12 protein-coding genes are annotated in these 12,567 nt (G+C 70.4%); 8 read left to right on the top strand and 4 right to left on the bottom strand.

The annotated features are described in order from the left end of the window. From FNH08_RS30065 to FNH08_RS30050, 4 genes are all read left to right on the top strand, one after another. Positions 1–1,232: aromatic ring-hydroxylating oxygenase subunit alpha (locus FNH08_RS30065; protein ID WP_152774677.1), on the top strand; the 1,232-nt coding region annotated here is incomplete at its 5' end. Further along, the gene (locus FNH08_RS30060) at positions 1,229–2,053 is read left to right on the top strand and encodes an SDR family NAD(P)-dependent oxidoreductase (RefSeq protein ID WP_322725747.1); all 825 of its coding nucleotides are present in this window, start codon (positions 1,229–1,231) and stop codon (positions 2,051–2,053) included. The genes FNH08_RS30065 and FNH08_RS30060, both read left to right, overlap by 4 nt. 52 nt (positions 2,054–2,105) lie before the next feature. Continuing rightward, positions 2,106–3,842 (top strand): PEP-utilizing enzyme, encoded by a 1,737-nt coding sequence (locus FNH08_RS30055; RefSeq protein WP_152774676.1) that lies wholly within the window; start codon positions 2,106–2,108, stop codon positions 3,840–3,842. Positions 3,843–3,914: 72 nt separating this feature from the next. Beyond that, the gene (locus FNH08_RS30050; protein ID WP_152774675.1) at positions 3,915–4,229 is read left to right on the top strand and encodes a putative quinol monooxygenase; all 315 of its coding nucleotides are present in this window, start codon (positions 3,915–3,917) and stop codon (positions 4,227–4,229) included. On the opposite strand, the gene FNH08_RS30045 is transcribed toward FNH08_RS30050, so the two are convergent. The 4 genes from FNH08_RS30045 to FNH08_RS30030 are packed head-to-tail and all read right to left on the bottom strand — an operon-like array spanning position 4,212 to position 7,195. Next, on the bottom strand, positions 4,212–5,252 hold the full coding sequence (locus tag FNH08_RS30045; protein WP_322725744.1) for an NADP-dependent oxidoreductase: 1,041 nt from the start codon (positions 5,250–5,252) through the stop codon (positions 4,212–4,214). The genes FNH08_RS30050 and FNH08_RS30045 overlap by 18 nt on opposite strands. A 3-nt stretch (positions 5,253–5,255) precedes the next feature. Next, a complete protein-coding gene (locus tag FNH08_RS30040; RefSeq protein ID WP_152774674.1) occupies positions 5,256–5,471 on the bottom strand; it encodes a transposase in 216 nt (71 codons plus the stop codon). Between the two features lie 6 nt (positions 5,472–5,477). Beyond that, positions 5,478–5,780, bottom strand: a complete 303-nt coding sequence (locus FNH08_RS30035) for a 2Fe-2S iron-sulfur cluster-binding protein (RefSeq protein ID WP_322725743.1) — start codon at positions 5,778–5,780, stop codon at positions 5,478–5,480. 8 nt (positions 5,781–5,788) lie between these two features. Continuing rightward, positions 5,789–7,195, bottom strand: coding sequence for an aromatic ring-hydroxylating oxygenase subunit alpha (locus FNH08_RS30030; RefSeq protein WP_228034443.1), 1,407 nt, complete (start codon positions 7,193–7,195; stop codon positions 5,789–5,791). A 371-nt stretch (positions 7,196–7,566) separates the two neighbouring features. On the opposite strand from FNH08_RS30030, the gene FNH08_RS30025 reads away from it, so the two are divergent. From FNH08_RS30025 to FNH08_RS30010, 4 genes are read left to right on the top strand one after another with little or no spacing between them, the layout of a single operon-like run. After that, positions 7,567–8,709, top strand: a complete 1,143-nt coding sequence (locus FNH08_RS30025; RefSeq protein WP_152774672.1) for a sugar ABC transporter substrate-binding protein — start codon at positions 7,567–7,569, stop codon at positions 8,707–8,709. Beyond that, complete coding sequence (locus FNH08_RS30020; RefSeq protein ID WP_152774671.1) at positions 8,694–10,226, top strand: sugar ABC transporter ATP-binding protein; 1,533 nt, start codon at positions 8,694–8,696, stop codon at positions 10,224–10,226. The genes FNH08_RS30025 and FNH08_RS30020 overlap by 16 nt, the downstream gene beginning before the upstream one ends. Before the next feature lie 53 nt (positions 10,227–10,279). Continuing rightward, positions 10,280–11,398 (top strand): ABC transporter permease, encoded by a 1,119-nt coding sequence (locus tag FNH08_RS30015; protein WP_152774670.1) that lies wholly within the window; start codon positions 10,280–10,282, stop codon positions 11,396–11,398. Then, on the top strand, positions 11,395–12,486 hold the full coding sequence (locus tag FNH08_RS30010) for an NAD(P)-dependent alcohol dehydrogenase (protein ID WP_152774669.1): 1,092 nt from the start codon (positions 11,395–11,397) through the stop codon (positions 12,484–12,486). The genes FNH08_RS30015 and FNH08_RS30010 overlap by 4 nt, the downstream gene beginning before the upstream one ends. Positions 12,487–12,567: the final 81 nt, after the last annotated feature.

The raw sequence follows: 12,567 nt of genomic DNA, 5'->3' as shown, positions 1-12,567 counted from the left end.
CCTCCGCCCCCTCCACCCCCGAATACTCGTCGTGGATCAGCCAGGACAGGTCCACCGACGCCGCGTCCTTGACGATGCGGCGGGAGGCGGCCGAACTCGTCGAGCGTGTGATGGCGCACTACCGCGACAACACGACGCACGAGGCGGACGGCCAGTGGACGGAACCCGTGGCCAACTACCTCGACGCCGACCGCTGGCAGCGCGAGATGGACGCCGTCCACCGCAGCGTCCCGTTGCCGCTCGCCATGTCCTGCGAGCTTCCCGGGCCGAACACCTACAAGGCGATCGACGTGCTCGGCGTCCCCGTGCTGATCACCCGCGACCGACAGGGCACCGTGCACGCGATGATCAACGCCTGTCGGCACCGGGGGGCCAAGCTCCTCGAACCCGGCTGCGGAGTGTCGAGGCGGCTCACCTGCCCGTACCACTCCTGGTCGTACGACCTGGCCGGGGAGTTGCGGGGCGTGTACGCCGAGAAGACCTTCGGCGAGGTTCCGCGCGAGGGCCGCAGCCTCGTCGGGCTCCCGGCCGGGGAGCGCGCGGGGATCGTCTTCGTCTCACTGGACCCCGCAGCCGAGCCCGACCTGGACGCCTGGCTGGGCGACCTGCGGCCCCTGCTGGAGGGCCTCCGGCTGGCGGAGTGCCACCACTACTCCACCAGTGAGCTGACCAGTCCCAACTGGAAGGTCACCCTCGACGGGTATCTGGAGACGTACCACTTCGCCTCGCTGCACCCGAAGACGGTGTTCGAGACGAACCTCTCCAACATGATGGCCCACGACACCTGGGGCCCCCATCAGCGCATCGCACCGGCCCTGCGCCCCATCGCGCAGGCGGTCGAGCTGCCGCCGGACCAGCGCGATCCCGGGGACTGCGTCGGGCCCATCTACTGGCTCTTCCCGGGCCTCGCGATCGCCGGCGGCTGGCGCCAGAAGATCGCCGTCTCCCTGGTGCTCCCCCGCACGGCGACCGAGTCGGTGACCCAGCAGATCATCCTGCTGCGGGAACCGGCGGTCACCGAGGAGGAGCGCCAGACCGCCGACCGGTTCGGCGAGTGGTTCCACGAGGTGGTCCGCGACGAGGACTACGCGACCACCTACGGAGTCCAACAGGGTCTGAAGGCCCTCGACGGGACCGACTTCGTCTTCGGACGCAACGAGCCCGGACTCCAGCACTTCCACCGCACCATTCACCAGCACCTGGACGTAAGCGCCCCCAGAGCCGCCAGGTGAGCAACCAACAACACTCGCGGGAGAACACCATGGTGGCTACGGGCAGTCTCGACGGACGTGTCGCGGTGATCACGGGCAGCACGCGCAGCATCGGTCGCGCCATCGCCGAGGCCTTCCTGGCCGACGGCGCCACGGTCGTCGTCAGCGGCCGCAGCGAGGTCAAGGGCAAGCAGGCCCTGGAGGAGATGGACGCCGGGGACCGGGCCGTCTTCCACCCCTGCGACGCCAACAGCCAGGAGGACATCGAGGGCCTCGCCGACTTCGCCGCCGAGCGCTTCGGCAGGCTCGACATCTGGGTCAACAACGTGGGCGGCACCTCGGGCTTCGCTCCGGTCCACGAACTCAGCGACGAAGCCTGGCACGACGCCCTCAAGCTGAACCTCAACGCCTACTTCTACGGCACACGCCGCGCGCTGCCGAAGATGCTGGCGGGCGGCTGGGGCCGGATCATCAACATCTCGTCGGTCGAGGGCAAGCAGGCCAACAAGCCCGCGATCAGCCACTACATCACCAACAAGCACGCCATCCACGGCCTGACCAAGGCGACGGCTTTCGAGTACGGCACCCAGGGCATCACCTGCAACGCCATCTGCCCCGGCGCCGTCGACACCGACCTGATGCGGGCCGCGGGTCCCGCCGCGGCCGAGGCCGAGGGCATCTCGTACGAGGAGTGGCTGGGCCGTTTCGCCGAGCACGCCGCCACCAAGCAGATCACCACCGTGGAGCAGATCGCGGCCGTCGCCTCGCTGCTCGCGAGCGAGGCCGGGGCGGGTATCACCGGCGCGCTGATCAGCGTCGACGGCGGAACAGCGCAGTGGTAGGCGGGCGGCGGGCAGGGGCAGGCACGGGTACGGACAGCGGGAGACCTCGGTCATGAAGAGCTGGATCACGGACTGGCAGCGCAGTGAGCGGCTGCCGCACTACACCCGGGCCAACGCGGGCGAGACCCTGCCGGACCCCGCCAGTCCCCTGGGCTGGACCCTGGTCTGGGGGCGGGGCCTCATGGGCTGGCGTCGGGGCTTCGTCGGGTTCGGCATCTACCGCGAGGAGGAGGTGGCCGGGTCCCGACCGCCGTTCGTCGGCATGTTCGGCGGCCACTTCTATCTCAATCTGTCCCACATGCGGCTGTTCGGCATCCGCATGGGTCAGACGGCGGACCAGATCGACGCGGCGTTCGTCGGTCAGCGCTCCGACACGCCGGTGTACGTGGCGCACCCGGACGACCAGGACGAGGAGCTGACCGCGAAGGCGGGCGGGACGCTTCAGCGGATGCTCGGCCAGGCCGGCTTTCCGGAGGCCGACGCCGACCGGGAGCGGCTGCGCGCCCTGCGCCGCTCGCGCCCCGACCTGACGCAGTTGTCCGACGCCGAACTGGTGGCGCACGCACGGTCGTTGCTGGACGAGGTGGAGACGACCTTCCAGCGGCACGTCGAGTCGTCCCTGCCCGCGTCCGTCGGACCGGCGATCCTCGGCCCGCTGTGCGCGAGTGTGGACCGCCCCGGCACCATGCTCGACCTGATCGGCGGTCTCGGTGACGTCGACTCCGCCTCCCCCTCGACCGGGCTGTGGACGCTGTCCCGCCAGGTGGCGGCCTCGGCCGAGCTGAGCACGCTGTTCGACCGGGGCCCGGCCGCGGTGGAGCAGGCGCTCGACGGGGCGGCCGGGGACGTGAAGGCGTTCCGTGACTCCTTCGAGGAGTTCCTGGCCGAGTCCGGCGACCGCGGCCCCAACGAGTGGGACATCCACGCGCTGTCCTGGGAGGCGGCGCCCGTCCAGGCGCTGGCCCTGGTCGACCGGATCCGGCACAGTCCCGACGACGACTCCCCGGCCGCCCGCCGGAAGCGGCTGACCGAGGAGCGTGAGCGGACGGCGCGGGAGATCCGGGCCGCGCTGCCCGAGGACGCGCAGCCCATGTTCGACGCCGGTATGCACGCCTCCCAGGTGTGGATCCCGGCCCGCGAGCGCACCAAGGCGAACTGCGTCACCGTCATCAACGAGATCCGCATGGCCGTACGGGAGCTCGGTCGCCGCGGCGTCGAGACGGGGCTCTTCGCCCGGCCCGAAGACGTGATGATGCTGCTGGACACCGAACTCGACGACTACGTCGCCGCCCCGGAGTCCTTCGGCCCTGTCATCGCGCAGCGGCTCGGGGAGTACGCGGGGCTGCACGACCTGGAACCGCCGTTCTTCGTCGCCGACGACGCCCGGACCGAGATCGACACCTGGCCGCGACGCGCCGAGGAACAGACCCCGGCGGCCGTCGAGGGTGACGTGCTCGGTGGTGTGGGTGGTAGCCACGGCACGTACACCGGCAGGGTGCGGGTGGTCACCGACCCGGCCTCGTGCGAGGCGCTGGAGCCCGGCGAGGTGCTGGTCGCGCCGATCACGGACGCGGCCTGGACCCCGCTGTTCCTGGTCGCCGGAGCGGCCGTCGTGGACGTGGGCGCGCTCAACAGCCACGCCGTGGTGGTCTGCCGTGAGCTGGGCATCCCGGCCGTGATCTCCGTGGAGGGCGGGACGCAACGGCTGCGGGACGGCATGATGATCACGGTCGACGGCGACAAGGGCACGGTCACCGTGGACAGCGTGCCGGCCACGCCCGGCGTCTGAGAAACGCGTGGGCCCGCCGCTCCCCTTGACGGAGCGGCGGGCCCACGGCCATGACCTGGAAGGGAACACGCCATGGCAGAGGAAGTCATCGTCGCGGGCTGGATGGACTATGACCCCAAGGATCGCGACAGGATGCTGGAACATCTGGTCGTGCTGGGACACCTGACCCGTCAGGAGGAGCCGGGCTGCCTGGACTACGCGATGACCGCGGACCCGGGCAGCGAGCAGCGGATCCGTGTGTACGAGCGGTGGGCCTCGGAGCAAGCCCTCGACGAGCACTTCACCACCCAGCACATCAAGGACTTCCGGGCAGCCGTGGCCGGCCTGACGCGAGTCGGGGTCTCCCTGCGGGCCTACACCGTGGCCTCGTCACGAGCCATGCGCTGACTCTCCCAGCCGCACCAGCATCTTGCCCACGTTGCCGCCGCCGAGCAGCGACAGCAGCGCCCCCGCGGCGTTCTCCAGGCCGTCCACGACCGTCTCGCGCGCCGTGATCCGGCCCTCGGCGAGCCAGCCCGCGACCCGCTGCTCGAACTCCGGCCGCAGGTCTTGGTGGTCGCGGACGATGAAACCGCGCAGGGTCAGCCGCTTGAGGACCGCCTGGATCAGCTGGTTGATGTCCGCGGACCGCCGGTCGGCGCCGAACTGCGACATCATGCCGCACAGGGCGACCCGGCCACCGGTGCGCAGCGCGTGCAGCGCGGCGGCGAGCTGCTCACCGCCGACGTTGTCGAAGTACACGTCGATGCCGTCGGGCGCCAGCCGGGCCAGTGCGTCGCGCACCGGCTCAGCACGGTAGTCCGCGGCCGCGTCGTAGCCGAACTCCTTCACCAGCAGGGCGCACTTGTCCGGTCCTCCGGCGGTCCCGATGACGCGGTCCGCGCCCAGCAGGCGCGCGAACTGGCCGGCGGCGGTGCCGACCGCGCCGGCCGCCGCCGACACGAGGACGGTGTCGCCCGGACGCAGCTCGGCGATCCGGGTCAGGCCCACGTACGCGGTGAACCCGGTCTGGCCGAGCAGGCCCAACCAGGTGGGCAGCGGGGCGAGTCGCGGGTCGATGCGACCGGCGCCGTCGACGGCCGCATCGTCGAGCACCGCCCGCTCCCGCCAGCCGAGTTGGTGGCGTACGTATGTGCCGGGCGGCACCGAGGCGCACCGGCTCTCCTCCACGACGCCGAGGGCACGGCCGTCGAGCGGCGAGCCCGGGGTGAAGTTGTGCGTGTAGTGCTTCTCGGTGCTCTCCAGGCGCCCGCGCATGGACGGGTCGACGCTCATGTAGAGGTTGCGCACGAGCAGTTGACCCTTCCCCAGGGGCGGCAGCGGGCGTTCCTCGACGGCGAAGTCACCGGGGAGCGGTTCTCCGTCGGGTCGGCGCACCAGACAGACCACCCGGGTGGTACGGGGCGTCACGGGTCACTCCTCCGGCTGCGGGCTGGTGCGCCGCTGGGCGAGGCGGCCGACCCAGCCGGCCATCTGGAGGTCGGCGTGGCGCAGTTCGCCCGACTGCCACCGGGCCTGGAAGTCGAAAATGCCCTGCGCTCCTGACCTGGGGTCGGTCACCTCGACCAGTCCGTCCTCGGTGAGCCGGTACACATGCCCGGTCAGTGGATGGATCACTTGCTTGGACATGGGGCCTCAACTCTGCACTCGGCGGCGCACGCCGCGCTTGGTCACGGTCACCGGGCCCTCGACCCGGAGCCGGCAGGCGAGCCGGGTCAGGCCGTCCACCGGCCTGCGCAGGGACTCGATGCCCTCGCGCTCCAGCGGGCCCACGGGGGAACAGTTCTCGGCGCCCTCCTCGACCTGGACGAAGCAGGTGCGGCAGGTGCCCTTGCCGCCGCAGACGGTGGGCCAGCGGTAGCCGAGCCGCTCGGCGGCGGTGAACAGGTCCTCACCGTCGAGGACTTCGAGCTCGACGCCCAAGGGTCTGACCGCCACCCGGTGGCTCACTTGTTCATCCACTGGTCGAGCGTCCGGTTGAAGTGGCGGATGCGGCTCTCCTGGTAGTTGGCCAGGGTGATGCCCGGCTTGCGCATCGCCTTGAGGCCCTGCTGGACGTAGGGCAGGTTCTCGCAGTCCTGGTCGAAGACGGGGCCGAGCACACCGAGTTCGGGGATGTCGGCGAAGAGCATGTCCTCCGGCACCCAACAGATCTTCGCCGGGGGCGGCATCTCGCCGGGCTGCTTCGGGGACGACATGAAGATGATCTCGGCGGTGCAGGAGTCCGGGTCGAGGCCGTTGGGCCGGAACCGGTAGATGATGTTCGACTTCGCGCCGCCCCAGGGGTTGAAGTTGGGGAACAGCAAGTAGTTGATGGCATCCAGCAGTTCGGTGTCGGGGGTCCCCGAGAAGTCCTGCTGCGAGGTGGCCGCCAATTGTTCGCGCATCCGCTCGGCGAGGACCTGGCGGGCGGTGCCACCGGGCGGGATCGCCGGCATTTCGTCACCCTCCTGCATCACCAGGTCACGCCCCTGGGCGGCGGCATAGAACGCGCGCGAGTCGTAGAAGGTCTCCAGGACGTCCTCCTCCGTGACGGAGTCCGCCACGTGCGGGCTGGGTGCGCCCTGGATGTTGATCATCCGGTTCCAGTTCGGCTGATCCGCCATGACGTCGTACTGCGAGTTGGCGTCGGCGAGCCACGGCAGCATCTGCGGATGTGTCGCGATCACATGGAAGGACTCGATGAACGCGTCCTGTGCGATCTTCCAGTTGCAGGGCAGCACCTTGCCGATGTGCAGCGACTTGTAGCGGTTCTCCAGCGGCCAGATGTAGTAGTCGTCGAAGGTGCCGCGGTAGCTGTCGAAGGACTCGGCGTACGGGTCCATGTTGACGAAGACGAAGCCGCGCCAGGTGGCCACCTGAGCCTCGGGGAGGGCGAACTTCTCCGGGGTGACGTGTGGGAAGTCCCAGGCGCAGGGCGGGGTCTGCATCGTGCCGTCGAGGTTCCAGGCGAAGCCGTGGAACGAGCAGCGGAACTCGCTGACGTTGCCGCCGCCGGTGCGCAGTTTGCGTCCGCGGTGCAGGCAGACGTTGACGAAGGCGCGGATGTCGTCGGGGGCCGTGCGGACGACGATGAGGGAGTCGTCGCCGATCTCGTAGATCTCGTGGTCGCCGACCTCGGGGATCTCGCTCTCCAGGCAGGCGAACTGCCAGACGCGCCGCCAGACCTGCCGCATCTCCCGTTCGGCCCACTCGCGGGAGGTGAAGCGGGCGGTGTCGATGTCCTCGCTGCCGAGATAGTCGTTCCGCTCGTACCTCAGGGCGGGGGGAACCGTGCGGCTGTCCTGGTCGAGGTAGTCCTGGACGCTGGGCCCGGGGCACCGCGCAGTGGCCGGCTCCGACGTTTCGTCCATCATCTCTCCTCCGGCAGAAACTTTAGAGTGAGTGTAGTTAGCCGCTGCGGGCTGGAGCAACACTCACGCCGGTGAACAACCACCGCACCTTCCGAGGTCACCACGCAATTCACCCGAGATACTGGAATTTCTTGCGGCGACCCTCTCCCCAACCCCGCCGAGGCGTGTCACACTCCGACCCACTTGAGGCTGTAGTGCCTCAAAAGTTTCTCGATCCCGGGACGATCTCTGCCCGTCCCGGCTCCAGCGCCGCGGAGTTCTCGCCGTGGAGCGACACAGAATCGATCCGCCTGACCGGAGCCGACCGCCGCGGACGCGGTAGCGACGCGGGCCGCGGCAGTGCAGGCGTCACACCACGGGAGTACTCAACGATGAGTTCCAGACCCGGTCGCGCGGTCCGCCGCGCCCTCACCGCGATCGTCCCCGTCACCTCCGTGCTCGCCCTGGCGGCGTGCGGCACCGGCGCGACGCCGGCCGCCGACTCGACGCAGGCGGCCGAACCCGACTCCCCCGGCCTGACGGCGGCCCGCGCGGCCCTGGAGAAGTACTCCGAGCGCCCGGCCACGATCTCCGTGACCCAGCCCGTCGGCAAGAAGATCCCCAAGGGCAAGGAGATCGACTTCATCCTCTGCGGCGTCCAGTCCTGCAAGGACCTCGCCGACTTCTTCACCGAGGCCGCCGAGGAACTCGGCTGGAAGGTGAAGCAGATCGCCACCCAGGGCACCCCGGAGTCCGTCCAGGCCGCCTACGAGCAGGCCGTACGCGACAAGCCGGACGCCGTCGTCGCCTCCGGTTTCCCGCGCGCCGTCTACGCCAAGCAACTGGCACAGCTGAAGGCGGCCGGCATCCCCGTCATCCAGTCGAACGCCGACGACGTGGTGGGCAAGGGCGTCTCCCTGCTGAAGAACGGGCCCAAGGATGTCGGCATCCAGGGCGAGATGCTCGCCTCATGGGTGGTGTCGAACAGTGGCGCCAAGGCGAACACCGTCTACTTCGATCTGCCGGCCTACACGATCCTCAAGCCCGTCAAGGACTCCTTCGCGGCCAAGTACAAGGAATGGTGCGCCGGTTGCGCGCTGGACACCGTCGACGTGCCGATCACCGCGGTGGGCAAGGACATGCCGGACCGCGTGACCTCGTACCTCCGGTCGCACCCGAAGGTGACCCATGTCGTCTTCTCCCTGGGCCTGCTCAACGTGGGCGTGCCGGCCGCGCTGAAAACCGCCGGCATCACCGGCAAGCACATCGTCGTCAACGTCGGTGACGCGCAGAACTACCAGTACATCCAGAGCGGTCTCACCGACGGCGCGATGGCGCTGAACTCCCACGAGACGGCCTGGCTCCAGGTCGACGCGCTGGCCCGGCACTTCACCGGCCACTCCATGGCCGTGGACCAGAAGGCGGTGCTGCCCAACATGCTCGTCACCGAGGACAACCTGCCCTCCGCCGACGGCGACTTCCCGATCGTCGAGGACTACGAGGCGCAGTTCAAGGCGCTGTGGGGACTGAGTTGACCGGGCCGGTACTGCGGGTGGCCGCCCTGTCGAAGAGATTCGGTGGCACCCAGGCTCTCAAGGACGTCGACCTCGAGGTCTCGCCCGGCGAGATCCACGCCCTGATCGGGCCGAACGGCTCCGGCAAGTCCACCCTCATCAAGATCCTCGCCGGCTACCACCACGCTGAGCCGGGCGCGGTGGCCGAACTCGACGGCGAGCCCTTCGACCTCGGCCATGTCACGGCTTCCCGGCACGACCGGCTCCGTTTCGTCCACCAGGAGCTGGGGCTGGTGGGCGAGCTGAGCGCCATCGACAACCTCGCGCTCAGTCACGGCTTCGCCCGCACGGCCCTCGGCAACATCCGCTGGCGGGAGATGGAGCGGCGGACGAGCGCCCTCGTCGAACGGTTCGGCCTCGGCATCGACGTACGCCGGCCCCTGGCGACGGCCACCCCAGTCCAGCGCACGGTGGTGGCCATCGCCGCCGCACTGCAGGGCTGGGAGGGCCGCCGCGGTGTCCTGGTGCTCGACGAGCCCACCGCCGTACTCCCACCCGGCGAGGTGGCCCGCCTCTTCGACATCGTGCGGGAGGTCCGCGACGCCGGCGCCGGCGTGCTGTACGTCTCGCACCGGATGGACGAGATCTTCGCACTCGCCGACCGGGTCACCGTGATCCGCGGCGGACGCCGGATCGCCACGCGCCCGGTCACCGAGCTCACTCCGCGCTCGCTGGCGGAGCTGATGGCGGGCGAGGAGATGGAGACCGACCACCGTCCCCCGCCCCCTTCCGGACCTGCCGACCCCGTGCTGGAGGTCCGCGACCTGTGGGCCGGGCCGCTGCGGGGAGTCGGCTTCGACCTGGCCAAGGGCGAACGCCTGGGCATCACCGGACTGGTCGGCTCCGGCCACGAGATCGTGCCGTACGCGGTGTGCGGCGCCCATACCGGGCGGGTGAGCGGCAGGGTGCGGCTGCCGGAACGCTCCGAGCAGTGGACCGAGGCGCGGGACGCCGACGGCCTGGGCCTTCCCCTGGTCCCGGCCGACCGGGCGAGCGAGGGGGTGATCGGCGACTTCTCGGCCGGCGAGAACCTCACCCTGCCGCTCCTGGACCGGCTCCGCGCCCGATCCGGGCGGCTGCGCCGACGCCGCGAGTCCGACCTGGCGGAGGACTGGATCCGGCAGGTCGGCGTGCATACGGCCGGCCGCCGGCCGGCCGGCGCCCGGATCACCACGCTGAGCGGCGGCAACCAGCAGAAGGTCGTCATGGCCCGCTGTCTGGCCCAGCGCCCGCCGGTGCTGGCGCTGTGCGAGCCCACGGCGGGCGTGGACATCACCACCCGCCTGCAGCTGTACGACCTGATAGAGCGTCAGGCAGCCGAGGGCATGGGCGTCATCGTGTCCTCCTCCGACACACAGGATCTGCTCGCGCTGTGCACCCGCGTCCTGGTGGTGCGGGAGGGCCGCATCGCACGGGAGATCAGCGGCCGGGACATCACCGAGCCCGCGCTCGTGCACGCCATGGAAGGAACCGAGTGACATGAGCCCCGGAAGGAATTGAGTGAATTGAGCCCTGGAAGGAACCGAGTGCCATGACGTCCACCCCGACCCGGGCGGCGGAACTCCCGCCGTCCGTACCGGAGAGATCCGCGGTGTCCGTCCCGGGGGCACCGGGCCGACGGGCGGCGGCGGCCCTGTCGTTCCGGAACATCGGCGCCGTGTACGTGTTGCTGGTCATCGTCGTGCTCTTCTCCGTCTGGGCGCCGGACACGTTCCCGACCGTCGTCACGGTCAAGCAGGTACTGAACGGCAACGCCGTGGCAGGCCTGGTGGCCCTCAGCGTCGTACCGCCGCTGGCCGCGCGTGTCTTCGACCTCTCGGTCGCCTACACCATGTCGCTCACCAGCGTGCTGACCGCGCGTTTCCTGGTCTCCGCCGGACTCGGGCCCGGCACGGCCATCGCCCTGGCGATGAGCGCCGCGCTGCTGATCGGAGTCGTCAACGGCATCGTGGTGGTGGTCCTGCGCGTCGACTCGTTCATCGCCACCCTGGCCACCGGCGCGCTGATCCAGTCCCTGATCACCATGGTCACCAACGACAGCTCGATCACCGGCGTACAGCTGCTCGCCAAGCCGTTCGCGGGCATCGCCCAGCTGGACGCGGGCGGCATCACCCTGCCGGTGCTGTATCTGCTGCTCGCCGCCCTCGCCATCTGGTTTCTGCTGGAACACACCGCCACCGGGCGCCGGTTGTACGCGACCGGCTTCAACGCCGACGCGGCCCGGCTGCAGGGAGTACGCACCGACCGGCTGCGCTTTCTGACCCTGGTGGCCTCCGCGCTGCTCTCCGGTTTCGCCGGCGTCGTCTTCGCGTCCTCAGTGGGATCCGGATCGCCGACCGCGGGCACCCCGTATCTGCTGTCGGCCTACGCCGCCGCCTTCGTCGGGGCGACCCAGTTGCGCGCGGGCCGCTTCAACGCCTGGGGAACGGTCCTCGCGGTCCTCCTGCTCGGCACGGGTATCACGGGACTCGGGCTCGCCACCAGCGCGCAGTGGGCCGCGAGCCTGTTCACCGGCTCGGTCCTCATCGTGGCGCTGGTCCTCACGGGTGGCCGGATCGCCCTGCCCGCCGTTCTCCGCCGCCGAACGGCGACCCGTCGGGAGACTACGGAGACGACGGAGACGACTACCAGCAAGGAGGTCCGAGGATGAAGGCTGTTCAGTACACGCGGGTGGGGCACGCCCCCGAGATCGTGGAGATCTCGGTGCCCGAACCCGGCCCGGGTCAGGTCCTCTTGAAGGTGACGGCCGCGGGGCTCTGCCACTCCGATCTGGCGGTGATGGGCTGGCCCGAGGAGCAGTTCCCCTACACCCTGCCGATGACATTGGGGCACGAGGGTGTCGGGACGGTGGCGGCCGTGGGCGCTGGTGTCACCACAGTGGCGGAGGGCGAGTCAGTGGCGGTGTACGGCCCGTGGGGCTGCGGGCACTGCCACAAGTGCGCCGAGGGCAGGGAGAACTGCTGTCCGCACGCCGCCGGGCTCGGCATCATGCCGCCCGGCCTCGGCTCACCAGGTGCCCTGGCGGAGTACATGCTGGTGGACTCGCCCCGCCACCTGGTGCCGCTGAGCGGACTCGACCCTGTGCAGGCCGCGCCCCTCACGGACGCCGGGCTGACCCCGCATCACGCGATCCGCAGGTCGCTGCCGAAGCTGCGACCCGGCAGCACGGCGGTGGTGATCGGCGTCGGCGGTCTGGGCCATCTCGCCGTGCAGCTGCTGCGCGCGCTGACCCCGGCCCGGGTGATCGCCCTCGACGTGGGCAAGGAGAAGCTGGAGCTGGCACGCGAGGTCGGCGCCCACGAGACGCTCCTCTCCGACGGCGAAGCGGCCGCACGCATCCGGGAACTCACCGGCGGAACGGGAGCGGAAGTCGTCCTGGACTTCGTCGGAGCCGAGGCGACCCTGGCAGTCGCCTCCGCGTCGGTGGCGGTGGCGGGCGATGTCACCGTCGTCGGCCTCGGCGGAGGCACCCTCGCAGTCGGCTTCGGCGGCGGACTGCCGTTCGAGGTGTCGGCCTCCTTCCCCTACTGGGGCAGCCGGACCGAGCTCATGGAGGTCCTCGAGCTCGCGCGACAGGGTCTCGTGTCCTCCCACGTCGAGACCTTCACGCTGGAGCAGGCGCCGATGGCCTACGAGCGTCTGCACGCGGGGGACATCAACGGCCGGGCGGTGGTGCTGCCGCACGGCTGGGCCGGGGGCCAGGCCCGGCGCCTTTTCGCCCCCTCCCCGCGCCCCTGAAAGGGGCGCGGGGAACTGCGCGAGCAACCACAACGAACCCGCCGCTGGGGGTCGAAGGGGCACAGCCCCTGGGGATGGGAC

It is taken from the genome of Streptomyces spongiae (assembly GCF_009377185.1).
In the GTDB taxonomy this organism is placed as follows: domain Bacteria; phylum Actinomycetota; class Actinomycetes; order Streptomycetales; family Streptomycetaceae; genus Streptomyces; species Streptomyces spongiae.
Note: the sequence above shows the minus strand (reverse complement) of the source record. Positions and strands in the feature narration are given on the sequence as shown.

What these genes read in the sequence shown, in the direction of transcription:
- FNH08_RS30030 (WP_228034443.1), bottom strand. Translation starts at nt 7,195, where the DNA reads ATGGACGAAACGTCGGAGCCGGCCACTGCGCGGTGCCCCGGGCCCAGC.
- FNH08_RS30055 (WP_152774676.1), top strand. Translation starts at nt 2,106, where the DNA reads ATGAAGAGCTGGATCACGGACTGGCAGCGCAGTGAGCGGCTGCCGCAC.
- FNH08_RS30015 (WP_152774670.1), top strand. Translation starts at nt 10,280, where the DNA reads ATGACGTCCACCCCGACCCGGGCGGCGGAACTCCCGCCGTCCGTACCG.
- FNH08_RS30050 (WP_152774675.1), top strand. Translation starts at nt 3,915, where the DNA reads ATGGCAGAGGAAGTCATCGTCGCGGGCTGGATGGACTATGACCCCAAG.
- FNH08_RS30010 (WP_152774669.1), top strand. Translation starts at nt 11,395, where the DNA reads ATGAAGGCTGTTCAGTACACGCGGGTGGGGCACGCCCCCGAGATCGTG.
- FNH08_RS30040 (WP_152774674.1), bottom strand. Translation starts at nt 5,471, where the DNA reads ATGTCCAAGCAAGTGATCCATCCACTGACCGGGCATGTGTACCGGCTC.
- FNH08_RS30025 (WP_152774672.1), top strand. Translation starts at nt 7,567, where the DNA reads ATGAGTTCCAGACCCGGTCGCGCGGTCCGCCGCGCCCTCACCGCGATC.